General features: G+C 69.8%; 26 protein-coding genes. 10 read left to right on the top strand and 16 right to left on the bottom strand.

Going from position 1 to position 24,488, the window contains the following annotated elements:
* Positions 1-10: 10 nt before the first annotated feature.
* The 4 genes from ACVFI9_RS20175 to ACVFI9_RS20190 form a co-directional block, all read right to left on the bottom strand.
* The gene (locus ACVFI9_RS20175) at positions 11-283 is read right to left on the bottom strand and encodes an ABC transporter ATP-binding protein (RefSeq protein WP_474763959.1); all 273 of its coding nucleotides are present in this window, start codon (positions 281-283) and stop codon (positions 11-13) included.
* Positions 280-867, bottom strand: coding sequence for an HdeD family acid-resistance protein (locus ACVFI9_RS20180; protein WP_474763960.1), 588 nt, complete (start codon positions 865-867; stop codon positions 280-282). The genes ACVFI9_RS20175 and ACVFI9_RS20180 overlap by 4 nt, the downstream gene beginning before the upstream one ends.
* A 128-nt stretch (positions 868-995) precedes the next feature.
* Positions 996-1,661 (bottom strand): response regulator, encoded by a 666-nt coding sequence (locus ACVFI9_RS20185; protein WP_474763961.1) that lies wholly within the window; start codon positions 1,659-1,661, stop codon positions 996-998.
* Positions 1,662-1,678: 17 nt separating this feature from the next.
* Positions 1,679-3,661, bottom strand: a complete 1,983-nt coding sequence (locus tag ACVFI9_RS20190) for a sensor histidine kinase (protein ID WP_474763962.1) — start codon at positions 3,659-3,661, stop codon at positions 1,679-1,681.
* Positions 3,662-3,814: 153 nt separating this feature from the next.
* Between ACVFI9_RS20190 and ACVFI9_RS20195 the strand changes: the two genes are divergently transcribed.
* Entirely contained in the window at positions 3,815-4,753 is a 939-nt protein-coding gene (locus ACVFI9_RS20195) for a CPBP family intramembrane glutamic endopeptidase (protein ID WP_474763963.1), read from the top strand.
* A gap of 59 nt (positions 4,754-4,812) precedes the next feature.
* Here the strand turns inward: ACVFI9_RS20195 and pntB are convergent, their stop codons facing one another.
* The 5 genes from pntB to ACVFI9_RS20220 all read right to left on the bottom strand — a co-directional run bounded on the left by pntB (position 4,813) and on the right by ACVFI9_RS20220 (position 11,612).
* Positions 4,813-6,156, bottom strand: coding sequence for a Re/Si-specific NAD(P)(+) transhydrogenase subunit beta (pntB, locus tag ACVFI9_RS20200; protein WP_474766331.1), 1,344 nt, complete (start codon positions 6,154-6,156; stop codon positions 4,813-4,815).
* A 108-nt stretch (positions 6,157-6,264) separates the two neighbouring features.
* Complete coding sequence (locus ACVFI9_RS20205; protein ID WP_474763964.1) at positions 6,265-7,821, bottom strand: Re/Si-specific NAD(P)(+) transhydrogenase subunit alpha; 1,557 nt, start codon at positions 7,819-7,821, stop codon at positions 6,265-6,267.
* 379 nt (positions 7,822-8,200) lie between these two features.
* Complete coding sequence (locus ACVFI9_RS20210; RefSeq protein ID WP_474763965.1) at positions 8,201-9,577, bottom strand: aminomethyl transferase family protein; 1,377 nt, start codon at positions 9,575-9,577, stop codon at positions 8,201-8,203.
* Positions 9,578-9,699: 122 nt separating this feature from the next.
* A complete protein-coding gene (locus ACVFI9_RS20215; protein ID WP_474763966.1) occupies positions 9,700-10,374 on the bottom strand; it encodes a response regulator transcription factor in 675 nt (224 codons plus the stop codon).
* Positions 10,371-11,612, bottom strand: a complete 1,242-nt coding sequence (locus tag ACVFI9_RS20220; protein WP_474763967.1) for a sensor histidine kinase — start codon at positions 11,610-11,612, stop codon at positions 10,371-10,373. The genes ACVFI9_RS20215 and ACVFI9_RS20220 overlap by 4 nt, the downstream gene beginning before the upstream one ends.
* A gap of 105 nt (positions 11,613-11,717) precedes the next feature.
* Between ACVFI9_RS20220 and ACVFI9_RS20225 the strand changes: the two genes are divergently transcribed.
* The 5 genes from ACVFI9_RS20225 (at position 11,718) to ACVFI9_RS20245 (ending at position 15,268) form a co-directional block, all read left to right on the top strand.
* The gene (locus tag ACVFI9_RS20225; RefSeq protein WP_474763968.1) at positions 11,718-12,191 is read left to right on the top strand and encodes a GNAT family N-acetyltransferase; all 474 of its coding nucleotides are present in this window, start codon (positions 11,718-11,720) and stop codon (positions 12,189-12,191) included.
* Positions 12,192-12,492: 301 nt separating this feature from the next.
* On the top strand, positions 12,493-12,615 hold the full coding sequence (locus tag ACVFI9_RS20230) for a hypothetical protein (protein WP_474763969.1): 123 nt from the start codon (positions 12,493-12,495) through the stop codon (positions 12,613-12,615).
* A gap of 42 nt (positions 12,616-12,657) precedes the next feature.
* A complete protein-coding gene (locus ACVFI9_RS20235; protein ID WP_474763970.1) occupies positions 12,658-14,094 on the top strand; it encodes an MBL fold metallo-hydrolase in 1,437 nt (478 codons plus the stop codon).
* A 9-nt stretch (positions 14,095-14,103) separates the two neighbouring features.
* On the top strand, positions 14,104-14,406 hold the full coding sequence (locus ACVFI9_RS20240) for a rhodanese-like domain-containing protein (RefSeq protein WP_474763971.1): 303 nt from the start codon (positions 14,104-14,106) through the stop codon (positions 14,404-14,406).
* Between the two features lie 73 nt (positions 14,407-14,479).
* Positions 14,480-15,268, top strand: coding sequence for a sulfite exporter TauE/SafE family protein (locus tag ACVFI9_RS20245; protein ID WP_474763972.1), 789 nt, complete (start codon positions 14,480-14,482; stop codon positions 15,266-15,268).
* 12 nt (positions 15,269-15,280) lie between these two features.
* On the opposite strand, the gene ACVFI9_RS20250 is transcribed toward ACVFI9_RS20245, so the two are convergent.
* Positions 15,281-16,570 carry an MFS transporter gene (locus ACVFI9_RS20250; RefSeq protein WP_474763973.1) on the bottom strand — a complete coding sequence of 430 codons (1,290 nt, stop codon included), beginning with the start codon at positions 16,568-16,570 and terminating at the stop codon, positions 15,281-15,283.
* A 17-nt stretch (positions 16,571-16,587) separates the two neighbouring features.
* On the opposite strand from ACVFI9_RS20250, the gene ACVFI9_RS20255 reads away from it, so the two are divergent.
* Positions 16,588-17,358 (top strand): ArsR/SmtB family transcription factor, encoded by a 771-nt coding sequence (locus tag ACVFI9_RS20255; protein WP_474763974.1) that lies wholly within the window; start codon positions 16,588-16,590, stop codon positions 17,356-17,358.
* Between the two features lie 90 nt (positions 17,359-17,448).
* Here the strand turns inward: ACVFI9_RS20255 and ACVFI9_RS20260 are convergent, their stop codons facing one another.
* The 5 genes from ACVFI9_RS20260 to ACVFI9_RS20280 all read right to left on the bottom strand — a co-directional run bounded on the left by ACVFI9_RS20260 (position 17,449) and on the right by ACVFI9_RS20280 (position 20,607).
* Positions 17,449-18,213, bottom strand: coding sequence for an ABC transporter permease (locus ACVFI9_RS20260; RefSeq protein ID WP_474763975.1), 765 nt, complete (start codon positions 18,211-18,213; stop codon positions 17,449-17,451).
* Positions 18,210-19,010 (bottom strand): ABC transporter ATP-binding protein, encoded by an 801-nt coding sequence (locus ACVFI9_RS20265; RefSeq protein ID WP_474763976.1) that lies wholly within the window; start codon positions 19,008-19,010, stop codon positions 18,210-18,212. Before ACVFI9_RS20265 ends, ACVFI9_RS20260 begins: the two co-directional genes overlap by 4 nt.
* Positions 19,007-19,381 carry a DUF1048 domain-containing protein gene (locus ACVFI9_RS20270; RefSeq protein WP_474763977.1) on the bottom strand — a complete coding sequence of 125 codons (375 nt, stop codon included), beginning with the start codon at positions 19,379-19,381 and terminating at the stop codon, positions 19,007-19,009. The genes ACVFI9_RS20265 and ACVFI9_RS20270 overlap by 4 nt, the downstream gene beginning before the upstream one ends.
* A gap of 2 nt (positions 19,382-19,383) precedes the next feature.
* Positions 19,384-19,737, bottom strand: a complete 354-nt coding sequence (locus ACVFI9_RS20275) for a PadR family transcriptional regulator (protein ID WP_474763978.1) — start codon at positions 19,735-19,737, stop codon at positions 19,384-19,386.
* 207 nt (positions 19,738-19,944) lie between these two features.
* A complete protein-coding gene (locus ACVFI9_RS20280; protein WP_474763979.1) occupies positions 19,945-20,607 on the bottom strand; it encodes a DUF2238 domain-containing protein in 663 nt (220 codons plus the stop codon).
* Between the two features lie 110 nt (positions 20,608-20,717).
* Between ACVFI9_RS20280 and ACVFI9_RS20285 the strand changes: the two genes are divergently transcribed.
* The 3 genes from ACVFI9_RS20285 (at position 20,718) to ACVFI9_RS20295 (ending at position 23,039) form a co-directional block, all read left to right on the top strand.
* The gene (locus ACVFI9_RS20285) at positions 20,718-21,437 is read left to right on the top strand and encodes a hypothetical protein (RefSeq protein WP_474763980.1); all 720 of its coding nucleotides are present in this window, start codon (positions 20,718-20,720) and stop codon (positions 21,435-21,437) included.
* Positions 21,438-21,540: 103 nt separating this feature from the next.
* Positions 21,541-22,410: an alpha/beta fold hydrolase gene (locus tag ACVFI9_RS20290; RefSeq protein ID WP_474763981.1), complete on the top strand. Its 870-nt coding sequence runs from the start codon at positions 21,541-21,543 to the stop codon at positions 22,408-22,410.
* A 53-nt stretch (positions 22,411-22,463) separates the two neighbouring features.
* Entirely contained in the window at positions 22,464-23,039 is a 576-nt protein-coding gene (locus ACVFI9_RS20295; protein WP_474763982.1) for a dihydrofolate reductase family protein, read from the top strand.
* A gap of 59 nt (positions 23,040-23,098) precedes the next feature.
* Here ACVFI9_RS20295 and dnaB read toward each other — a convergent pair whose 3' ends face one another.
* Positions 23,099-24,472, bottom strand: a complete 1,374-nt coding sequence (gene dnaB, locus ACVFI9_RS20300; protein ID WP_474766332.1) for a replicative DNA helicase — start codon at positions 24,470-24,472, stop codon at positions 23,099-23,101.
* Positions 24,473-24,488 lie beyond the last annotated feature (16 nt).

Raw genomic sequence — 24,488 nt, forward strand, 5'->3', positions numbered from 1 at the left:
CCGCGAGGCGTCAGCCGTGTGTGGAGGACGACGGCGGCGGCGGCACGTCGTCGGGGTCGTCGAACCCGGGATCCCGCTTCACGGCCATGGCGAACAGCGCCATCGACACGAGCACGACGATGAACACGCCACCGGCCGTGATGAGGGTGAGCATCCAGTCGCGAGTCACCATGAGCACGATGAGGCTCGTGAAGATCGCGGCGATGGCGGCGCCGCCCACGTACTCGATCGGACGCAGCACTTCGCGGCGGCTGGGCTTGTACTCGCCGGGGGACTGGCTCACGACTGCTGCTCCGTTCCGGCGGCGGCTCGTTCGGGCACAGCCGCCCACTTCGACGACAGGCCGCCGATGATGAGATAGACCCCGAGGATCACGAGGTATCCGCCGAACAGCCCGACCGCCGTCACCGAATCGGGCGGCAGCAGCAGGAACACGATCGCGAGCACCGCGGTGAACGCGCCGGTCGCGATCCAGTCGCGCGCGGCGGGCGTGCGCCCGCGCGAGCGGAGCCCGGCGTACAGCTCGACGAAGCCGGTGACCGCGGCCCACACGCTCACGAGGTAGAGCAGGAAGGCCAGACCGCCGGGAACCGTGAGGGCGATGAGGCCTGCCGCCGCCGTCACGACCGCGTTCACGGCGAAGAGCGAGCGGGTGCCCGGGACCGTGACGGTGCGCAGGGCGAGCGCGCCGACCACGAGACCCGAGACGAGCGCCCAGATGCCGAACACCATGAGCCCGAGCGCGGGCGAGTGGTCCTGCATGAACGCGATGGCCACGCCGGGGATGACGGCGAGCACGCCGCGCACGACCGGGACGACCCACAGGTGGGTTGCGCGCTCCGGGGCGGCATCGCGGGCGGTGGCCACGGCGACCTCTTTCACATCGGAGGGGGGTACCGATCCATCCTACGCGTCGGCTTCCTGCGCGGATGCCGCGAGCCCGGCGGATGCCGCGAGTCGGTCAGACGCCGAGCCCAGCGGATGCCGCGAGCCCGTCAGGTGCCGAGGCCGGCCTGCCGCGCGCGCACGACGGCCTGCGCCCGGTCGGCGACCTGCAGCTTCGCGAACACGTTGGTGAGGTGGTTCTTCACGGTCTTCGGGCTGAGGAAGAGGCGACGGGCGATCTCGGCGTTGGGGCATCCGTCGGCCAGCAGGTCGAGGATCTCCCGTTCGCGCGGGGACAGCTCGGGGAACGGCGCCGCGTCCGCCCTCGCCTCGCCGGTCGGGCCGCCGAGCAGGAACCCGCGGATTCGGCCGGCCACCCCCGGACCGTACACGGCCTCGCCTCGCGCGACCGCGCGCACGGCGTCGAGGAACTCCGCCCCCGCCTGGCCCTTCAGCACGTAGCCGCGGGCACCGGCGCGCAGGGCAGCGAACACCGAGGCGTCGTCGTCGCTCATGGTGAGCACGAGCACGCCGAGGTCGGGTCGGGCGTCGGCGAGCCGGCGGGTCGCCTCGATGCCCGAGACGCCGGGCATCGCGAGATCCATCACGACCACGTCGGGCTCGAGTTCGAGCGCGAGGGCGATCGCGGTCTCGCCGTCTCCCGCCTCGCCCACCACGGTGGCGCCGCCGACCTCCTCGAGCAGCGAGCGGAGGCCGCGGCGGAGCATGGGATGGTCATCGACGAGCACCACCCGCAGGCCCTGCGTACCCTCCATCTCGTCCTCCCCGTCGGTCACAGCGGAAGCTCCGCCCTCACGATCGTGCCACCGCCAGGGCGGTCGGAGCGACGCAGGGTCCCGCCGAGCTCCTGCGCGCGCTCCCGCATGCTGCTCGAGCCGACGCCCTCGACGACCTCGGCGGGCATGCCGGAACCGTCGTCCTCCACCTCGACGATGAGCGCGTCGGGCGTCACCTCGAGTGCCACTCGCACCGCGTGCGCTTCGGCGTGCCGCAGCGCATTGGCCACGGCCTCCTGCGCGATGCGGAACGCGGCCACCTCGACGGCGGCCGAGAGCGGAGGCAACGGATGCCGCGGCGCGAACTTCACTCGGGGACCGCTCGTGCCCGCACCTGCGCCCGCGCTCAGCGCGAGGTCCTCGAGCGCGCCGACCAAGCCGAGCTCGTCGAGCGCAGCGGGCCGCAGGTCGTGGACGATCCGTCGCACCTCCCCGACGAGCGACGCCGTGAGCTCGCGCGCGCGATCGATCGACGCGGCGGCGCGTCCCGTCGCACGAGCGCCGGCGACGTCGAGCTCGATGCCGATCGCCGCGAGACCCGGCCCGAGGCCGTCGTGCAGCTCACGGCGCAGGCGTCGACGCTCGTCCTCGCGGGCGATCGCGAGCCGCTCCCGCGAGTGCTGAACCTCGCGGTCGAGGCGCAGGGCGGCGAGCGCCACCGCGAGCGGCCGGGCGAGCTCGTCGAGCACCTCGAGATCCGCACGTGAGAGCTGTTCGCCCGGTGACCGCGGGGCGACGACGAGGGTGCCCTCGAGCCGGCCGGCGGTGCGGAGCGGGAGACGCGCGGCCGCGGCATCCGTCGCGACTGCTGCCACGTCGGCCCACGTCGAGACCACGTCGCCCGCGTCGTCGAGGATCGTCGCCGACGGCAGGCGCAGGGTCACCGCGACCGTCTCGGCGGCGCCGTCGAGCAGTTCCGAACCGCTCGCCGCGGCCTCCAGGCGCTGCGCCAGTCGTGACAGCGCCGTCGAGGGATCGCCGCGTGATCCGAAGAGGAGCCGCGCCACCGCGCGCTGCACCACGTCGCGCAGGGGTGCGAACGCCACGGCCACGACGGCGGTCGCGATGATCGGCACCACGACGCCGTCGTCGGCGGGCAGCAGCGTGTGGAACACGGCGACCACCGCGAGGTAGGCCGCCAGCAGCACCGCTCCCACGATCGCGTAGACCACCGTGCGACGCACGCCGACCTCGATGTCGAAGAGCCGGAACCGGAAGATGGAGAACGCGGTCGCGATCGGCAGGAGTGGGAGCGTCACGACCAGAAGCCAGATGCCGATGGGCGGCTCGGGCGGCAGCAGCGCATCGGCGACCACCGCGAGGACGATGAGTGCGACGGCCACGAGGATCGGCAGCAGGCGACGCCGGGACTCGCCGCTGCGGCGCACGCGCACGACGATCGCCGCGACGTTCGCGACCACGAGCGCCAGCATGACGACGAGGAACGCCGGCGCGACGATCGTCTCGGTGGCGGCGAAACCGATCGGGTTCGGCGAGACCTCGCCCCACACCCAGAGCTCGTCGCGCACCATGAGGAGGGCGACGAGCGCGGCGACCGCCGCGGCGAGCGCCTGCAGCATCGGCCTCCAGCGCGGGCTGGGCAGCCGGCCGTCGGGCAGGAGCAGGGGGAGCAGGAGGAGCGGCCCCAGCCCGACGAGGAACACCCAGTTCATGACCCAGGCGGCGAGCTGCGCGCCGGCCCAGCCCTGCGCTGCGGCGATCGCCGCGTATCCACCGACGAGCGCCTGCGCGGCGAGTCCGGCGCCGCCGACGACGAAGAGGACGCCCACCGGATGCCTCGGCCACCGCGTGAGGATGAGCGCGCCGACCACGGGGTAGCTGAAGGCCACGGCGGCGTCGAGCGCGAGGTACTCCAGCTCCTTCGCACCGCCTGCGATCGCGAGCAGGGCGCCGGCGACCACGGCCGCCGCGCTGACGATCGGGAAGGCCCAGGGCGCGCGCGTGACGGGTGGTTGCACGAGACGATCCTCTCCTCTCCGGCGGCGGGCCGGAAGGGACCCGGGTCCCGATCCGCCCGGGACCCGGGGCGGATCCACCGGCCGCCGGCGTCGGGCCCGGAACAGGACTCGCGGATCAGGCGGGGGGACCGTGCCCTGCGGTGGTCTGGAGGCATGACGAACACGACTCCCGCCGAGATGGCCGCTGCCGCGGCATCCGGCCGATCCACCTCCATCGACCGGCGCACCCGCCGGCAGTTCTGGGCCTATGGCCTGAGCCTCGCGCTCATCGTGCCCGGCCTCGTCGCCGTCGCCGTCGCGAACGGCGTCGACATGCGCAGGCTCGACGATGCACCCGTCGTCGGCCAGCTCGCCCTCTTCGGCGGCGCCTTCGCGCCGACCCTCGCCATGCTCGTCGCGTGGGCGGTCGGCCGACGCGGACCCGACTGGGGCTTCCGCCGCACGCCGTGGCGCACGCTCGGGATCGCGTGGCTCTTCTCCGTGGTCGCGGTGTTCACCGCCTACGCGGCCGGCTGGCTCACGGGCGTCGCCGGCTTCGACCCCGCCCGGCTCGAGGCCGGCACGGGCATGCCGCCGTTCCTCGCCGTCATCGTCGGCCTCGTTCCGGGCGTGCTGCCGTTCATGGCCCTCGCCCTCGGCGAGCAGCTGGGCTGGAGCTCGTTCGTCACGGCCCGGCTCGCCGCATTCCGTGGGCCGGATGTCACGGCCGTCATCGTGGGGCTCGGCTGGGCCGCCTGCCACGTGCCCCTGATGCTGTTCGTGCCCGGGGCCGTCGTCGACGGCATCCCGATGGCCTGGGCGATCACGATGTTCGCGGTCCAGTGCCTCGCATTCTCGTTCCCGATGGTGTGGCTGCGCGTTCGCACCCGGAGCATCTGGCCGGTGCTCGTGCTGCACGCCACGCTCAACGCGAGCATCTACTTCGTCGCGGAGTTCGTGACCGTGCCCACGGAGGCGAGCGAGTGGTTCATCGGCGAGGGCGGCCTGCTCACCGCGGCCGGGGCTGTGGTCGCAGCGATCGTCACCCTGCCGCTGTGGCGCGGGCGGCGCGCCGAGCGGGCGGCGCGGCTCCAGGGCGCTGTCGCCGAGTAGCGACGAGAAGACGGATGCCCCGGCGTGCAGCCGGGGCATCCGTCGTCTCGTTCGACCGGTCAGAGCGCCTTGACGATGTCCTCGACCCGGTCCTTCGCGTCGCCGAACAACATCTGGGCGTTGTCGCGGTAGAACAACGGGTTCGCCACCCCGGCGTAGCCGGACGCCATGGAGCGCTTGAACACGATGACGTTGTCGGCCTCCCAGACCCGGAGCACCGGCATGCCGGCGATCGGGCTGCCCGGGTCCTCGGCGGCCGCCGGGTTCACGGTGTCGTTCGCGCCGATGACGAGCACGACCGACGTCGACGCCAGGTCGTCGTTGATCTCGTCCATCTCCTCGACGATGTCGTAGGGCACCTTCGCCTCGGCGAGCAGCACGTTCATGTGCCCCGGCAGGCGGCCGGCGACCGGGTGGATGCCGAACCGCACGTCGATGCCACGCTCCCGCAGCTTCTGCGTCAGGTCGGCCACCGGGTACTGCGCCTGCGCGACGGCCATGCCGTACCCGGGCGTGATGACCACGCTCGAGGCGTTCTTCAGCATGTCGGCGGCGTCCTCGGCGTTGATCTCGCGGTGCTCGCCGACCTCCTCGTCGCCCTTCTTGGGCGCCTCGATGCCGAACCCGCCCGCGATGACCGAGATGAACGAGCGGTTCATGGCCCGGCACATGATGTACGACAGGTAGGCACCCGAGGAGCCCACGAGCGCGCCGGTCACGATGAGCAGGTCGTTGTTGAGCAGGAAGCCCGCGGCCGCGGCGGCCCATCCCGAGTAGCTGTTCAGCATCGAGACGACGACGGGCATGTCGCCACCGCCGATCGAGGCGACGAGGTGCCAGCCGAGCGCGAGGGCGAGGGCGGTCACGACGACGAGCAGCCACAGCTCGGGGGTGATGACGTACCAGACGGTGAGCGCCACGAACACGACGAGCGCGCCGAGGTTGAGCACGTTCTTGCCGGGCAGCACGAGCGGCGCCGACTTCATGCGCGCCGACAGCTTGAGGAACGCCACGATCGAACCGGTGAAGGTCACCGCGCCGATGAACACGCCGATGAAGACCTCGGCGTGGTGGATGTCGCGCAGCGCACCCTCGAGGCCCGGGTCCTCGAGGTGGCCGTTCCAGCCGACGAGCACGGCAGCGAGGCCGACGAAGCTGTGCAGCAGGGCGATGAGCTCGGGCATCCCGGTCATCTGCACGACTCGGGCCCGCCAGAGGCCGATCGCGGCGCCGACGAGCACGGCGACGACGAGCAGGACGAGGCCGAGCATGACGGCCGGCTCGCCCCAGCCGTCGCTGAAGGTGAGCCAGACGGTGGCGATGAGGGCGATGGCCATGCCGACCATGCCGTAGGTCACGCCGGCACGGGAACTCTCGTGGCGGCTCAGGCCGGCGAGGCTCATGATGAAGAGCAGGGCCGCGACGATGTACGCGGCGCCCGCGATGGACTCGGGGGTGAGCAGGGTTTCAGGCACAGGGGGCTCCTAGGGGACGTCGTCGTCGTGGCGTGGTCAGCTGCTTGCCCGGTCGCCCTTGGCGAACATTCCGAGCATGCGTCGCGTCACCGCGAATCCACCGAAGATGTTGATGCTGGCGATGAGGATGGCGATCGTCGAGAGCACCTGCACGACGAGCACGTCGCTCGTGACCTGCACGATCGCGCCGACGATGATGATGCCCGAGATGGCGTTCGTCACGCTCATCAACGGGGTGTGCAGCGCGTGCGCGACCTTGCCGATCACGTAGAAGCCCACCACGACCGAGAGCACGAGCACCGTGAAGTGCTGCGGCAGCGGAGCGGGCGCGAACGCGTTCACGAGGAACAGCGCGGCGATGCCGACCGCGATGAGCGCAAGCCGGCCTCCCTTGGAGAGGGTGCGCTTGGGCTTCTGAGCGACGGCGGTCGCGGCGTCCGTCGCCGTGGCCTTGGCGGCGGGCGCCGCCGAGACCTGCACGGGTGGCGGCGGCCAGGTGGTCTCACCCTCGCGCACGACGGTGACCGACCGCTGCACGATGTCGTCGACGTCGATGACGAGCTGCCCGTCCTTGCCGGGAGTCAGCAGCTTGAGGAGGTTCACGAGGTTCGTGCCGTACAGCTGCGACGCCTGCGTGGCGAGGCGCGACGCGAGGTCGGTGTAGCCGAGGATGACGACGCCGTTCGGCGTGACGACGCGCTCGCCGGCGACCGAGCCCTCGACGTTGCCGCCCATGCCGGCCGCCATGTCGACGATGACGCTGCCGGGCTTCATGCTCGCGACATCCGCCGCCGTGATCAGCTTCGGTGCAGGGCGTCCCGGGATCAGCGCCGTCGTGATGATGATGTCGACGTCCTGGGCCTGCTCGGAGTAGATCTCCGCGGCGCGGCGATCGTAGGCCTCGCTCGTCGCCTTGGCGTAGCCGTCGGTCGACTGCTCGACCTCCACCTCGACCTTGAGGTACTCGCCGCCGATCGACTTCACCTGGTCGGCGACCTCGGGGCGCGGGTCGGTGGCGCGCACGATGGCGCCGAGGCTGGAGGCCGCACCGATCGCGGCGAGACCGGCGACACCGGCGCCCGCGACGAGCACCTTCGCCGGCGGCACCTTGCCCGCAGCGGTCACCTGGCCCGTGAAGAACCGGCCGAACTCGTGCGCCGCCTCCACGACCGCGCGGTAGCCGGCGATGTTCGCCATCGAGCTCAGCACGTCCATCGACTGCGCGCGCGAGATGCGCGGCACCGCGTCGAGGGCGAGCGCGGTCACGCCGCGAGCCGACAGCGCCGCGAGCAGCTCGGGCTTGAGCGCCGGGCTCAGCAGGCCGATGAGCGTCGTGCCCGGCTTCAGCTGGGCGATCTCTCCGTCGGTCGGAGGGTTCACCTTGAGCACGATGCCGCTCGACCACGCCTCGGCATGCGGGACGACGGATGCCCCGGCCTCGACGTACGCGGCGTCGGGGAACGACGAGTCCGCCCCTGCGCCCGACTCGACCGCGACCTCGTACCCGAGGCCGATCAACTGCTTCACGGTCGCCGGCGTCGCCGCCACCCGGGTCTCCGAGCCCTGCTCGGTGACCACCCCGATACGCGTCATGTGGTTCTCCTCCTCGTCGAAGCGGCCGTCGTCGGCCACGCGACCTGTCGCTGTGTGCGTGCATGCGGCTTGGCGGGAAACGATACGCCCCTCGAGCGCGCGAGGGCGCCTCGGGGAGAGGACGTCTTCGGGTCGACCTCACACACGGAGTGCAGCGGCGCCGCCGGTCCGGAGTCCCGTGCCGGGGTGCTGCTGCACGTCGTTCAGAGTATGTCGCAGATTTCGAGGTTCATGCCGTTTCGGGCCCCGCAATGGCGAAAGATCTGAAGATCTTTCAGCTGGCAGAAAAGTGACAGCGACAGCGGCGTGCAACGTGCACGCCGCCCGAGAGCTCTTCGGCAGCTCACGGGCGGCGTGGATACGTCGGCGAGGACGGAGTTCAGGACAGGCCGCGATAGACCGACCGCGCGTAGTCGTGATACGGCGCCGGGGCGACGGTCGCCCTGATGTGCACCTGACGGTGGTTCTGGTCGACCGAGTCCTTGCGCGAGATCGGGTTCTCGCCCCACACGACCTCGACGACCGTGCCCTCCGGTACTTCGTCGTCGATCGTCGCCAGTGACATGTAGAGCTGGTCGTAGGCGACGTAGCCGGCATCCGTCGAGATGCCGACCCGCTTGCCGTCCTGCAGCACCTCGTCCATCTGGAAGAGCCCGTAACGCGCCTTCGGGAAGTCGAGGAACTTCGCCGGCGTGCCCGGCTCCAGCTGCGACCGGACGACGTCGGCGACATCCTCGGCGTTCCAGATGAGGGTCACCTTGCGGCGCTTCGGCTCCGCCGCGATCCTCTGGAGGGCCTCACGGCCGTGGAACTCGTGGTCGAACTTCACCGAACGACCGAGTCCGAGGTCGAAGGGCGTCATGTAGTAGTCGTGGATGTCGTCGGACGTCAGCGATCCGCCGATCGACCCGGCGCGGGCGGCGGGGAGCCACTCGCGATACTCGGCGAAGTCCTCGTCGAAGATGGCCGGGAACGGCGTGGGCACCCAGCCCGACTCGAGCGGTGTCGACGAGTACGCCTTCGCGCCCACGCGGCGGATGCCGAACTCCGCCCCGGCGTCCATGATGGCGTCGAGCACGACCTGGTTGTCGGCCCATGGCCCGTAGAACTCGAAGCCCGGCTGCCCGGCCATGCCGTGCCGCAGCGCCTTCACGGGCTTGCCGGCGATCGTGAAGTCGGCGATGTGGAAGAACTTCACCTCGGGCACCGGCCCGCCGAAGAGCTTCTCCATGACCTTGTTCGCCTCGGGCCCCTGCAGCTCGTAGCGGTAGAAGGTCGGGTCGACCCCGCCGCGCATGTGCGAATTGGCCTCGAGGCGGTGATGCACGTCCTTGCCCGCGGCCTCGGCCTTCTCGACGTTGAAGCGCACCCAGTCGATGAGCAGGTGGTGCCCGATGAGCACGCGCCCCTCACGGTCATCCGAGTTGTAGAACAGGATGCCGTCGCCGATGAGGTACCCGTCCGCGTTCACGGCGATGAGCTGCTTCGCGACGCCGGCGCGGAAGTTCGCGAACGTGTTCGGGGAGATCGACGAGAGCAGCTCGATCAGGTCCGAGCCGCCGAGGAAGAGCTGCGTCATGTGGTGCGACTGGTCCATGAGTGCGACGGATGTCGACCATGCGCGCTGCTCGTCGCGCCAGTTCGTGAACTCGGGCGCGACCGGGAAGGTGAAGGCCGGCCAGTTCTGGTTGCGCAGCAACTCGACGGGGTTGCCGACCCGCTCGATCGCCTGGGCAAGGCTTTCCGAAGTCATCATCGTCCTCTTCTGTGGTACCGGGGGCGCCGTCGATGGCGCCGCACGCTCGGAGTCTACGAGCGTGATTCCGGCGCCGGCCGCTCCACTTCAGTTGAACGGAAACCGGGCCGGCACAGCACCGCTCAGGCGGGGCCGACGAGACCGGTCCGATACGCGACGACGACGAGTTGCGCTCGGTCGCGCGCGCCGAGCTTGCCCATCGCATGGCTGACATGGGTGCGCACGGTGGCCGGGCTGAGGAAGAGCACCGCGCCGATCTCGTCGTTGCTGAGTCCTCGGCCCACGTGTGCAAGCACCTCTCGTTCGCGCTCGGTCAGGACCGAGAGTCGCTCGTCGGCGGCCTGGACCGCTCGCTGCTGAGTCGTGAACTGCGCGATGAGGCGCCGGGTGATACGTGGCGCGAGCAGTGCCTCTCCGTCGGCGACCACGCGGATGGCGTGCAGCAGCTCGGCGGGGCCGGCGTCCTTCAACAGGAACCCGCTCGCCCCGGCCTGCAGCGCGTCGAAGACGTAGGCGTCGGTGTCGTACGTGGTGAGGATGAGCACGCGTGTGTGCTGGAGCCCGGGCGTCTCGGCGATCGCGGCCGTGGCCTGGATGCCGTCGGACATCGGCATGCGGATGTCCATGAGGACCACGTCGGGGCGCGTGGCCCGGGCCTGCTCGACCGCTTCCAGGCCGTTCGTGGCCTCCGCGACCACCGTGATGTCGTCTTCGAGCTCGAGGAGGAGCCTGAACCCGGATCGCACGAGCCCTTCGTCGTCGGCGAGCAGCACCTTGATCGGCTGGGACGGCGTCATCCGGCCGCCCCCAACGGGGCGAGCGGCAGGCGAGCCGTGACCTCGAACCCACCGCCGGGCCGGGGCCCCGCATCGAGTTCGCCGCCCAGGAGCCGGCAGCGCTCTCGCATCCCCGTGATTCCACGACCGAGTTCGGATGCACCGGCATCCGCCGAGGCGTACCTCGATGCGAGCTGCTCGGATCCGGCGCCTCCCGGCACGGCACGTCGACCGTCGTCGGTCACCCGCACCTCGAGCATGTCGGTGCCCGGGCTCATCCGCACCCGCACGCGCGTGGGACCGACATGGCGGATCACGTTCGTGATCGACTCCTGCACGATGCGATAGGCCGCGCTCTCGACGGCGCTCGGGAGCGGTACCTCGGGCGGACGGTCATCGATCGTGATGTCGAGCCCGGCCTCGCGTGCCTTGGCGGCCAGTTCGTCGACCTGCTGGAGGCCCGGGTGCGGGACCCGCCCCGCATCGTCACCCCGCAGCACCCCGAGGATGGCCCGCATCTCGCGCAGTGCTCGCGCACTCGTCTGCTCGATCGTGCGCAGGGCCTCGCGAGCCGCATCGGGGCGCCGGTCGAGCACGTGCGCCGTGACCCCGGCCTGCACGTTGATGATGGCGATCGCGTGAGCGACCGTGTCGTGGACCTCGCGCGCGATCCGCAAACGCTCGGCGTCGACGCGCGCACGCGCCTCCTCCTCCCGGGTGCGCTCGGCCGCCTCGGCGCGCTCCTGCGCCTCAGCCGCGATGACCCGCCGCGACCGCACGGACTCGCCGAGCGCAGCGCTCATCACCGATGCCCCGATGCGGAAGAAGACCCATCCGATGGCTTCGCGTGGCTCGATATCGATCGCCGCGACGAGCCAGCCGACGGCGAGCACGGCCTGGCCCACACCGGCGATGACGATCGACCGCCGCCCGTCGCCGTAGGCGACGAGCGTGTAGATCGCCACGAAGAGCCCCAGCCACCCCGGCCCGTCGGGGAAGTCGAGGAAGTAGTACGTGAGACTCGCGAGGGCCGTGACCACGAAGACCGCCACCGGCCACCCGCGCCGCACGGCGATCACCGCGCCGCTCACGATGAGCAGCGTGTAGCCCAGATACCCGAAGTCACTGAGCGGACGCGTTCCCACATCATCCGCTGCGCTCACCATCGTGCCCTGCACCTGCGCTCCGGTGATGAACAGCGCGAGCAGCACGTCCTGCACCCACGGCGGCATGCGCAGCAACCTCGCCCAGAGCCCCATGCCGCGATCCTACGGCGAGCGCTCGCGGCGGTCATCCGCTCAACTGCGCGGGCGGCTACGCCGACGGGCGTAGGCAGGCCCGGGCATCCGCGGCAGAATGGCGGCATGGTCGAGACGGTGACCAGGGACCAGGGTGACGACGCGCTGACCGAAGCAGCGCGGCTGCTGCACGACTTCAACACGGAGTACGACGAGCCCACACCTCACCCAGACGAGCTGGCGGTGCGGCTCGGAGAACTCATCGCGGGCGGGGCGTTCACGGTGCTGCTCGCGCGGGAGCCGGTGACGCATGAGGCCGTCGGCGTCGCGGTGCTGCGAGTGCAGCCGTCGATCTGGAGCCGGGAGATGGAAGCGTACCTGGCGGAGCTGTACGTCGCGCCGAGTCGGCGGGGGCAGGGTTTCGGCCGGGAGCTCATCACCGAGGCCATGGGCGTCGCCCGTGAGCAGGGGGCTGACTACGCGTTCCTGATTACGAGCGAGGATGACCGGGCCGCCGTTCGCCTCTACGAGGCGGCGGGGTTCCGTCGAACCGAAGGCGAGGATGGTCCGACCATGATCGCGTTCGAGCGCGACCTGTAGCGCGGGCCGCCGCCGCAACGAGACGACGGATGCCGTCCGCACGTGGAGCGGGCGGCATTCGGCTCGTTCGCGACATCCGGATGCCGCGATCTCACTGCTGTCGACCCGGCCGCGAGGCGCGGCCGATCGCCCGGGACAGCCCCGTGGCAACGACCCGAGTTGACAGGAATGGATACCCCGGGGGTATTATTGGTGATACCCCGGGGGTATTGGACCCGGTCACGATGGGAGTCGCTCGATGTGCCAGCCAGTGCGGTGCCACGTGTGCGGGAAGACGACGTGGGCCGGATGCGGCCAACACGTGCAGTCCGTGAAGCGCATGGTCGCGGCATCCGACTGGTGCAACGGATCGCACACGCCCGCCGAGATCGAGGCCGCCGACTCCGCGCGTGGCGGATGGTTCGCGCGCCTGTTCGGCCGATGAACCCTTCGCCGATCGACTCGGGACCTGAGACAAGGAGCTGACATGCTGTTGGAACGCATCTATGACGAGGACCTCGCCCAGGCCAGCTATTTCGTCGGCTGCCAGGCGAAGGGCGAGGCGATCGTCGTCGACCCGCGCCGCGACCTCGACGTCTACCTCGAGATCGCGCGCAAGAACGGGATGACGATCACCGGGGTCACCGAGACCCACATCCACGCCGACTACCTCTCCGGTACGCGTGAACTGGCGGAGCGCACCGGGGCGACGATGTACGTCTCGGATGAGGGCGGCCCCGACTGGACCTACGGCCCCGCCTTCGACGACGCCGTCCGCATGAAGCACGGACACACGATCACGCTCGGCAACATCACCGTCCAAGCCGTGCACACGCCGGGCCACACGCCCGAGCACATGTCGTTCCTCGTGACTGACGGCGCACAGGCCGACGAGCCCGGATTCATGCTCACGGGCGACTTCGTCTTCGTGGGCGACCTCGGGCGTCCCGACCTGCTCGACGAGGCAGCCGGCGGCATCGACACGCGCTTCGGCGGCGCACGCGATCTCTTCGCGAGCCTGCGCGACCGATTCCTCACCCTGCCCGACTACGTGCAGGTGCTGCCCGCGCACGGCTCGGGTAGCGCGTGCGGCAAGGCGCTGGGTGCGATCCCCACGTCGACTGTCGGGTACGAACGCACGTTCTCGTGGTGGAGCCGCTACCTGCGCAACGACGACGAGCAGGGATTCGTCGCGGAGCTGCTCAGCGGCCAGCCCGACGCGCACGCCTACTTCGCTCGCATGAAGGTGCAGAACAAGGTCGGCCCGGCGGTCATCGGCGAGGTCGACGAGCTCGTCGAGTACACGCCCGAGCGCCTGCGCGCCGAGCTCGAGGCCGACGAGGTCATCTTCATCGACACCCGACACAACACGGCCGTGCACGAGGGCACCGTGGCCCGCTCGCTGAACATCCCGGGCATCGCCAAGGCCGCCAGCTACGGCGCGTGGGTGGTCGACCCCGAGATCGAGCGCCGCCCGCTCGTGCTCCTGGCCACCGACGCCGACGAGGCGGCGCAGCTGCGCGACCACCTCGTGCGCGTGGGCATCGACTCGGTCGTCGGGTTCGTCACGTCGCTCGACGGCCTCGACCTGGTCGCGCCCAAGCTGCTGCAGCCCGAGGAGCTCCCCGGGTTCGCCTACGACCTGCTGCTCGACGTACGCAACAAGACGGAGTACGCCGAGGGGCACCTGCCCGGCGCCGCCCAGCTCAGCGGCGGCCGCGTGATGTGGCACACCGACGAGTTGCCCGAGAACGGCACCATCGTGACGTACTGCCAGAGCGGCGTGCGCAACAGCGTCGCCTCGAGTGCCCTGCGCCGCGCCGGGTACGACGTCGTCGAGCTCGACGGCTCCTACCTCGGCTGGACGCGGGTCCCCGGCAACGTGCCGGTCACCGAGGCATCCCCCGTTTCGAAGGCTGCATAGGAGGCAACCATGGCTGATATCACCATTGCACAGGTCCGTGAGCGCCTCGGCGGCGCCGACCAGCTCATCGACGTGCGCGAGATCAACGAAGTCGCCGAGGGCATGGTCCCGGGCGCCCGGAACATCCCGCTCGGCACCCTGCCGTCGCGTCTGGGCGAGATCGACCGCTCCCGGCCCGTCATCGCGATCTGCCGGTCGGGCAACCGATCGCGCCAGGCGACGGAAGTCCTCAAGACGGCCGGCTTCCGCGTCGACAACATGGAGGGCGGCATGATCGCCTGGTCACGCGCCGGACTCCCGGTGGCTCGCTGACACCCCTTCCACGGCGTGGCCCGCACCTTCTGGTCGCGGGCCACGCTGCTGATCACCCAACGGAAGCCGGAACATGGAAATCGCACTCGTCATCGCGCTGCTGCTGGCCGTGCTCGTCGGCATCGCGCTCGGCCTCATGGGGGGTGGCGGGTCGATCCTCACCGTGCCGATCCTCACGTACGTGCTCGGCATGGGCCCGAAGGAGGCGATCGCGGCGTCCCTGTTCATCGTCGGGGTCACCAGCGCCGTGAGCGTCTTCTCGCATGCTCGCGCCGGACGCGTGCGGTGGAAGACCGGCCTGATCTTCGGCGCGGCCGGCATGGCTGGCGCTTTCCTCGGCGGCATCATCGGCGGATACATCCCCGGCCCCGTGCTCATGGTCCTCTTCGCCATCATGATGATCGCGACCGCGACCGCGATGATCCGCGGGCGCAGGAAGAAGACCGACGCGTCGGGGGAGCCGCAACGGAAGATGCCGATCCTTCGCATCCTCCTCGACGGGTTCCTGGTGGGTCTGGCCACCGGCCTCGTCGGTGCGGGCGGCGGATTCCTCATCGTTCCGGCGCTGAACCTGTTGGGCGGCCTGCCCATGGCGGTCGCCATCGGGACGTCGCTGCTCGTCATCACGATGAAGTCGTTCGCGGGGCTCAGCGGGTACCTCCTCAGCGTGCAGATCGACTGGCCGATCGTGCTCGCCTTCACCGCGACGGCGATCGTCGGGTCGTTCATCGGTTCGGCCCTGGCGGGCAAGATCCCCGAGACGGCGCTGCGCAAGGGCTTCGGCATCTTCGTGCTCGTGGTCGGGGCGTTCGTCATCGTCCAGGAGGCTCCCGCACTGGTGGCGCTCGTCTCGAGCGCCTGAGCTCTGGCGAAGCTACGCCGTCGCAGCGTGGTCGCGACCGCGCATGCGCACGGCGACGAGAAGGCCCGACAGCGCGGTGAGTGCGCCGACGACGGCGACGGCGACCGGGATTCCGTAGACGTCGGCGAGGATGCCGGCCAGCACGGCGCCCACCGCGAAGCCGCCGTCTCGCCAGAGCCGGTAGATCCCGACGGAGCGTGCACGCCATTCGGGGTGTGCCACGTCGCCGACGGCGGCCAGCAGGGTGGGATACACCATGGCGGTGCCCAGCCCCAGGAGCACGGCTGCGAGCAGCCAGATCTCGAACCCGACCCCGAACGCGACCATGCCGAGCCCGACCGCCTGGATGAGCATGCCGGCGACGATCAGCCACTTCCGCCCGCGCCGGTCCGAGAAGGCTCCGGTGACGAGCTGCATGGCACCCCAGACCGCCGGATAGACGGCCGCGAGGATGCCGATCTGCTGCACGGTCAGTCCACCGGCCGCGAAGAGCACCGGGAACAAGCCCCAGGCGAGGCCGTCATTGAGGTTGTTCACCATCCCGGCCTGGCTGACCGACGAGAGGGACCGGTCCCGGAAGCTGGTGAGGGTGAAGATCTCACGGTTGCTCAGTTCCCGGTGCGCGGCGGCGTGGATGCTCGTGTGGGCGGCGGCCTCCAGTCTGGCGTGGCCGTGGGTCTCGCGCACCGCGTACGCCGACAGCCCGAGTCCCAGGGCGATGTACGCGGCACCGAGGAGGAAGGGGCCGGGTCGCAGCCCGAATTCGGCGGCGATGTAGCCCGTCGCGAGGGCGGTGGCGGCGACCCCGAGGTAGCCGGCCGACTCGTTCAGGCCCATCGCGAGGCCGCGCTGGGATGGACCGACGAGGTCCATCTTCATGATCACGGCGGTCGACCAGGTCAGGCCCTGGCTGATGCCGAGGATCACGTTGGCGGCGACGATCCAACCCCAGGACGGGCCGAAGATCAGGAGCAGGGGCACGGGCACGGCGATCAGCCAACCCGCGACGAGGACGGGCTTCCGGCCGAAGCGGTCGGAGAGGGTGCCCGCGAAGTAGTTGGTGCCCGCCTTGGCCACGCCGAACGCCAGGATGTAGGTCAGCGCCGACGTGTAGAGGTCGAGCTGGAACTCCTCGACCGCCAGCAGTGGCAGCACGGTGCGTTCCTGGCCGAGGGTGCCGCCGACCAGTGCGTTGACGGCCACCAGGAGCACGAACTGGGCGAGATTGTGCCGCAGTCCGAGCGTGATGGGAGCGGCCGCGTCGGTGGCGCCCCGCGATGTCCTGGAATCCCGGTCACGCACGTGCTGAACCGCCCACGATGCTCCTTCACTGGACGAACAAGGTCGTCGCATTGCTATTCCAGATATCCATGGAATACGATCCAAGTATTCCACAGATCTCTGGAGGTGTCGTGGGCGACAAGAACGCGAAGGCCGAGCTCTTCGAACAGTTCGCCCGGATCGGGAAGGCGCTCGGGAACGGCAAGCGGCTCGAACTGCTGGATCTGCTCGCCCAGGGAGAACGGAGCGTGGAAACCCTCGCCGTGACGGCCGGGCTCGGCCTCAGCACCGCCTCAGCCCACCTGCAGGTCCTTCGGCAGGCCGGACTCGTCACGACGCGCAGGGATGGCAACCGCATCGTCTATGAGGTGGCCGGCCCCGACGTCCTCCGGCTCTACAACCTGCTGCGCTCCGTCGCGCGTGACCGTCTGGCGGATGTCGAAGTGAAGCGCAGGGCATACCTGCGGCCGGCCGGCGAACAGGCGGAGGAGGAGGTCACCCGCGAAGAACTCCTCCTCCGAGCTCGGGACGGATCGGTGACGGTGCTCGACGTACGACCCGTCGAGGAGTTCGATGCCGCCCATATCCCCGGTGCCGTGTCCATCCCACTCGAGCAGTTGCGTGAGCGGCTCTCCGAACTGCCCCAAGACCGCGAGATCGTCGCATACTGTCGCGGCGCGTACTGCGTGCTGGCCTACGAGGCGGTGGACGTGCTGCGTGCAGAAGGTCGAACCGCCTCTCGGCTGCACGAGGGAATGCTGGAGTGGCGACTTCGTGGACTGCCGGTCCATTCGGGCCTCTCGGCCTGAGACCGGTCGCACCCCGAAGCCGCCCGCCTTCCCGGAGGGGAGGTCGGGCGGCATCCGTCGCGGTCGCGACATCCGGTCACCGCTGCGGCTTCAGCCGATCTTGCGGCGGTACGCGGCGATCGCGAAGCCGTAGGCGACGACGAGGATGCCGACGAGCCAGGCGAGGGCGATCCAGATGTCACTGCCGACGGGTTCGCCGGCGAACAGGGCTCGGATCGTGTTCACGATGGAGGTCACGGGCTGGTTCTCGGCGAACCAGGCGACCGGGCCGGGCATCGATTCCGTGGGCACGAACGCCGAGCTGATGAACGGCAGGAAGATCAGCGGGTAACTGAACGCACTCGCGCCGTCGACGGTCTTCGCCGAGAGCCCCGCGATCACGGCGAGCCAGGTCAGGGCGAGGGTGAACAGGGTCAGGATGCCGGCGACCGCGAGCCAGGCGCCCACGGATGCCCCGGTGCGGAACCCCATGATGAGGGCGACCCCGATCACGATCGCGACCGAGATCAGGTTCGCCACCAGCGACGTCAGGACGTGCCCCCACAGCACGCTCGACCGCGCGATCGGCATCGACTGGAAGCGGTCGAAGATGCCGCCCTGCAGGTCGAGGAAGAGCCGATACGCGGTGTACGCGATGCCGGATGCGATCGTGATGAGGAGGATGCCGGGGAGCATGTAGTCGATGTACGACTCGTCGGATCCGGTGTTGATGGCACCGCCGAGCACGTACACGAACAGCAGCATCAACGCGATCGGCGTCACGGCGGTGGTGATGATCGTGTCAGGGCTGCGGAGGATGTGGCGCAGCGAACGACCGGTGAGGATGCCGGTGTCGGCGAGGACGTGCGTGGTCATCGTGGTTCCTTTCCTGATTCGGCGGTCTCGCTCGTCTCGCCGACGAGGGCGAGGAAGACGTCCTCGAGCGACGGCTGCTTCTCGACGTACTCGACCTCGGTGGGCGGGAGGAGGCGCTTGAGCTCGGCGAGCGTCCCGTTCTGGATGATCGTGCCGTTGTGCAGGATCGCGATCCGGTCGGCGAGCTGCTCGGCCTCGTCGAGGTACTGCGTCGTGAGCAGCACGGTCGTGCCCCGATCGGCGAGCTGCTTGATGGTCTGCCACACCTCGATGCGCGCCTGCGGGTCGAGCCCGGTCGTCGGCTCGTCGAGGAAGATGATCGGCGGGTTGCCGATCAGGCTCATCGCGATGTCGAGTCGGCGGCGCATGCCGCCCGAGTACGTCCCCGCCTTGCGGCCGCCCGCTTCGGTGAGCGAGAAGCGGGCGAGCAGGTCGTCGGCGATCGCACCAGGGTTCTTCTGGTGCCGGAGCTTCGCCACCAGCACGAGGTTCTCGCGCCCGGTGAGCACTTCATCGACCGCCGCGAACTGGCCGGTCAGGCTGATGGACTCGCGCACGTCGCCTGGCGTCGCGGCGACGTCGAAGCCGTGCACCGAGGCGGTGCCCGCGTCGGCCCTGAGCAGCGTCGACAGGATCCGCACGAGCGTGGTCTTGCCGGCGCCGTTCGAGCCGAGCAGGGCGAAGATGCTCCCGCGCGCGACGTCGAAGTCGACGCCCCGCAGCACGTGCAGGTCCTTGAACGACTTCTCGATGCCGTGCACCCGGATGGCGGGCTCGAGGGTCTGTTGCGTGGTCATTTCCGCTCCTCTCGCGTGGCGTCCTCGATCGCCTTGGTCAGCCGGGCGCGTTCCTTGTCGATCCAGCGCTTGCCGGCGTAGGCCTCGGCGAAGGCGTCGGCGAATTCGACCGGGTCGTCGCCGACGATTCTGCTGACGGGCGTCCCGTCCGCGGCGGCGCGCTCCCAGAGGTCGGCGAAATCGCCCAGCATCGTGATCATCATCTCGGTGTCGCCGTCGGTGATCCCGCCGTTGTACATCAGGTACCGCTCGAACGCCTTCGCCGCGGTGCGGTAGGGCTCGGGGAGTGCCTCGATGCGGGCCTTGTACTGCCGGTACTGCTTCTTCTGCTCGAGCGACCCGGTGAGGGTCTCGATCCACTTCGCGGCCATGATCACTTCTCTCCTTGTTCCTGCCTGTGTTGGTCGTCGGCGTGGAGCTGTTCGATATGTTCTGCGAGGAAGCTCCACGTCTCCCAGAACTCTTCGAGGTACTCGCCGCCGCGTGCGTTCAGCGAGTAGACCTTGCGCGGCGGTCCCTTCTCGGACGGGACCTTCTCGACGTCGACGAGCCCGCGCTGCTCGACCCGGACCAGGAGGGCGTAGATGGTGCCCTCGGCGATGTCGGTGAAGCCCTGCTCGCGCAGCCGCGCCGTGATGTCGTAGCCGTACGCCGGCTGCGCGGCGAGGATCGCGAGCACGATGCCCTCGAGCGTGCCCTTGAGCATCTCGGTCATCTGCTTGCCCATGAGCGCCCCCCTTCGACTATTCAGTGTTGTTGACTACCGGTACATAGTAAGCATGAGTACTAGTAGATAGCAACACTGAATACCGAACTTCTACGTCGCCTTGCGTTCGCGGCCCGTCGGCGATGAGTTCGGCGGGTCGCCGAGGCGCCGCGCGAGATTCCTCAGGAGCTCGCGGCTGCCGGGTCCTGGTTCCGTCGGGGTCGACCGTCAGTCGGTCGGTCGCGGGGGCGCGCCGGCCGCGGCGGCGGCCGCGCGTCTCGCCGGTGCCGTGTCGAGGGTCGCCCCCGCGCGGCTCGGACGCGCCGCGATCCAGGACATCGCGAGCCCGGCCAGCAACGAGCCGAAGCCGCCCCAGAGCAGGTCCCCGATCGAGTCGGTGTAGCCGACGAAGATGTCGCCGTCGATGAAGTTCTTGCCGAACCACTCGAACATCTCCCAGAACACGCCCAACGAGAGGCCGAGCGCAGTCGTGATGATGGCGGCCGACAGCATCGGCCGGGAGCGCGTCGCAGCGTCGGCGACGATGTCGAAGTGCACGAGCAGCAGGTAGCCGATCGCGGCCACGAGCCCGTTCAGCACGAAGTGCACGGGAAGATCCCACCAGCGGACCGTGACGTACAGGTCGATCACGCTGCTCCACACCGCGACGAGCGTCACGATGCCGAATGCGATGTCGAACCCGGGTCGCAGGCGCATCGCCCGGGGCAGCAGCATCCCGCCGGTCGCGAGGGCGAGGCTGACGCCGCCGAGGGGACCCCAGCCGATCGCGGCGATGGGGATGCACAGCAAGGAGACGATGCGGATGAGGTCGGCCGTGACCGCGGCCGGCCCCTCGGGGCGATGGCGGATGCCGTCCCAGAGCTCCCGCATCAGGCCTCCTCACCTCAGTGCGTCGGTGCCCTCGCCGCCACTGTATCGGCACCGCCGAGCCACTTGAATAGCCGCTTCAGGAGGCGCACAGTTGAAGGAGGGAGGTCCCCATGCGCAATGCGATGGCTCAGGAGGTCGTGCCGATCCTTTCCCCGGGCCGGCACCGTTCCCCACGGCGCGGGGCCTGTTTCATGGAGTTCGCCTCCTACCTTGCGGGCGAGCGTTGGAGCGACCACCCCGCATGTACGCACGCCACGCTCGCACATCTGGCTCGGATGGTGAACGACCGAACGAGCGACGCGGGGCGCGCCAGGCTCGCACCGCTCATCCCGACGGTCATCGGCCTGACGAGCGACGACCCACTGCTCGACGTTCTGCTCGCCGTACGGGCCGCAAGTGCCGCCCTGCCGATCGCCGCCGAGGAACGCCAGCGCTCACTGGCCGTGGCGATGCACGCTGCTCGGGAGGTCCTTGTGGATCGGCACGACCGGCTCTCCGTGGAGGCTCTGGAACTGGCGGAGGCCGCCCTGCGCGCCGCGCCCGGCGCCGACGCCTGGGCCATCCGGTTCATCGAGGACATCGGCCGTGCCCGCCCGGGCATGACCTCACGGCAGTGCAGGGACATCGTGACGAGCGCCGTCGACGGTATCGCGCGCGCGCGCACCGAGGACCCCGACGAACGACTGGTCGCGCTGCTCACCGCCGCCGTGTCGGACACGACGCGGTTCGTGGGCGCGTCGCGCGAGACGGTGCAGATCGGGAGTGAGGCGGATGCCCCGGTCAGCCCATCTGGGCAGGCACGGGCGGCGCGGTTCGGCAGTTCGCACTGATCGATCCTCGGGTCCTGCTTCTTCGACTCGCGGCATTTTCGCTGTCACCGTCGGCGAGACCAGTCGGATCCGTCGCCTGTCTGACGTGAGGAGGGGTGGCACCATGCTGGGTGCGCGCGAATCCGATCACCGGGATCAACGTTCGGCGATGAGCAAGATCGCAGTCGGATCTGCCCGGCTGGAGGTCTTCGACGAGGGCTCGGGCGAGCCCGTCGTGTTCATCCAGACCGCGCTCACCGCGGACGAGTTGTTGCCCCTGGCGGACCGGCTGCGCGACCGGTTTCGGACGATCCTCTATCACCGGCGTGGGTACGCAGGCAGCACCCCAGCAGGCCCAGGATCGATCTCCTCGGACGCGGCCGACTGCCGCACCCTGCTCGACGCGTTAGGGATTCCGCGTGCACACGTCGTCGGGCTCTCCTACAGCGGTGCGGTCGCGATGCAGCTTGCCGCGGATGCGGCGGAGAACGTGCACAGCCTGACGTTGGTGGAGCCACCGCCGGTGCACGTCGCGAGCGCTTCCGAGTTCCGCGCCGCCAACGAGCGGCTCTTCGCGGCCCGCCGAGCCCGCGGTCCCGAGGTGGCACTCGAAGAGTTCCTGACGCTCGTCATCGGCCCGAACTGGCGTACGGACATGGAGCGGCACGTGCCCGGGTCGGCCGAGCAGACGCGGCAGGACGCGCGCACGTTCTTCGACGCCGACCTGCCCGCGCTGCTGGCGTGGCAATTCTCGGCCCAGGACGCTCACCGCATCACATGCCCCGTCCTGCACGTGGGCGGCACCGACAGCGGGCCGTGGTTCGCCGAGGTGCGCCGACTCCTTCTGGACTGGTTCCCGGATGCTGAGGACGTGGTCGTGCGCGGCGCCGACCACTCGCTCGCCATCACCCATGCCGACCAGGTCGCAGCGGCCCTCGTCTCGTTCCTACAACGCCACCCGATGTCCTCGAGCGGGAAGCTGTCCCGACCATAGTCTGAGTACGGTCCGGTGAAACCGCGCAGTGCGCCTCAAGGGAGAGCGGCGAGATGAGACCACTTCGATACTCGATCAACGTCACGCTCGACGGCTGCGTCCATCACGAGGCAGGACTCGCCCCTGATGAGGAGTCGATGCGCTTCTGGACTGCGGAGATGGAACGAGCCGATGCCCTGCTCTTCGGTCGGGTCACGTACGAGATGATGGAGTCGGCGTGGCGGCGGCCCGCCACGGGCAGGTGGCCTGACTGGATGCGGGAGTGGGAGGTCCCGTTCGCCGAGACCATCGACCGGACGCAGAAATACGTCGTGTCGAGCACGCTGACCGGGGTCGGTTGGAACGCCGAACTGGTGCGAGGCGACGTGGGGCAAGCGGTTCGGCGGCTCAAGCAGGAGCCGGGTACGGGCCTGTGGGTGGGTGGCGTGACGCTCCCCCTGGCGTTGGCAAATCTGGGATTGATCGACGAGTACGTGTTCGTCGTGCAGCCGGTCCTCGCCGGACACGGGCCGAGGTTGCTCGCCGGTCTGCACGAGCGCATTCGGCTCGAGCTCGTGGACCGCCAAGAGTTCCGGTCTGGCGCGGTCGCCCAGCAATACCGGCCAGTGGCGGGCAACGGCTTGACGTGACGTGTCCTGGCACGTTGGCCATTGCCTCGCGACGCAACGGGAACTCACAGACGTGCCCGCTACACCTGCACCATGTCGGCGAACCGCGAGAAGTGCCCGTGGAACGCGACCGTGATCGTCCGCGTCGGCCCGTTGCGGTGCTTCGCCACGATGAGATCGGCCTCGCCCGCCCGTGGGCTGTCGCGCTCGTACGCGGCCTCGCGGTGCAGCAGGATGACCATGTCGGCGTCCTGCTCGATCGAGCCCGACTCGCGCAGGTCGCTGAGCGCGGGCATCTTGTCGGCCCGCTGCTCGGGGCCACGGTTCAGCTGCGACAACGCGATGACCGGCACCTGCAGCTCCTTCGCGAGGAGCTTCAGCGCACGCGAGAACTCCGAGACCTCCTGCTGGCGGCTCTCGACGCGCTTGCCGCTCGTCATGAGCTGCAGGTAGTCGATGACCACCATCTTGAGACCCACGCGCTGCTTCAGCCGGCGGCACTTCGCTCGGATCTCGACCAGCGTCATGTTGGGGGAGTCGTCGATGTAGAGCGGCGCATCGTTGATGCGCCCCCGGGTCGCGGCGATCGTGGTCCAGTCCCGCGAGTCGACGGTGCCCTTGCGCATCATCTGCAGCGGCACGGATGCCTCGGCCGAGAGCAGTCGCATGGCGATCTCGCTCTTTCCCATCTCGAGTGAGAAGAGGATCGACGGGAGGTTGTTGCCGATCGACGCCGCGCGGGCGAAGTCGAGCGCGAGCGTCGACTTGCCCATCGCCGGACGCGCGGCGACGATGATCATCTGCCCGGGGTGGAAGCCGTTCGTCAACTCGTCGAGATCGGCGAACCCGGTCGGGACGCCGGTGAACTTGCCATCGGTGTGCTTGGCCGCCTCGATCTCGTCGATGGCCGCGGTGACCGCCTCGGTAAGCGGGACGTAGTCTTCGCTCTCGGTCGACCCCGTGACCCCGTAGATCTCCGCTTGGGCCTGGTTGACGAGCTCGGTGACCTCGCCCTCGCCCGCGTAGCCCATCTGCACGATGCGGGTGCCGGCCTCGACGAGGCGTCGCAGGAGGGCGCGCTCGGCGACGATCGAGGCGTAGAAGCCCGCGTTCGCTGCGGTGGGCACCAGACTCGTGAGTGTGTGCAGATACTCGACACCGCCCGCGCGCTGCAGTTCGCCCGTCTTGGTCAGCTCGTCGGTGACGGCGATGACGTCGGTCGGCTCGCCGTGCGAGTACAGCGTGAGGATCGCGTTGAAGATGACCTCGTGCTTCGGCACGTAGAAGTCGATGCCCCGCACCGTCTCGATGACGTCGGCGACGGCGTCCTTCGAGAGCATCATGCCGCCGAGCGCGCTCTGCTCCGCCAAGAGGTCGTGCGGCGGCGTGCGATCGCCGCGCCGGGACCCGCCCTCGTCGGTCGGTTCGGCGAGCCCGATGTGCGCGATCGACAACTCGATGACCTCCCCG

The organism is Agromyces sp. NSFZ, assembly GCF_056156205.1.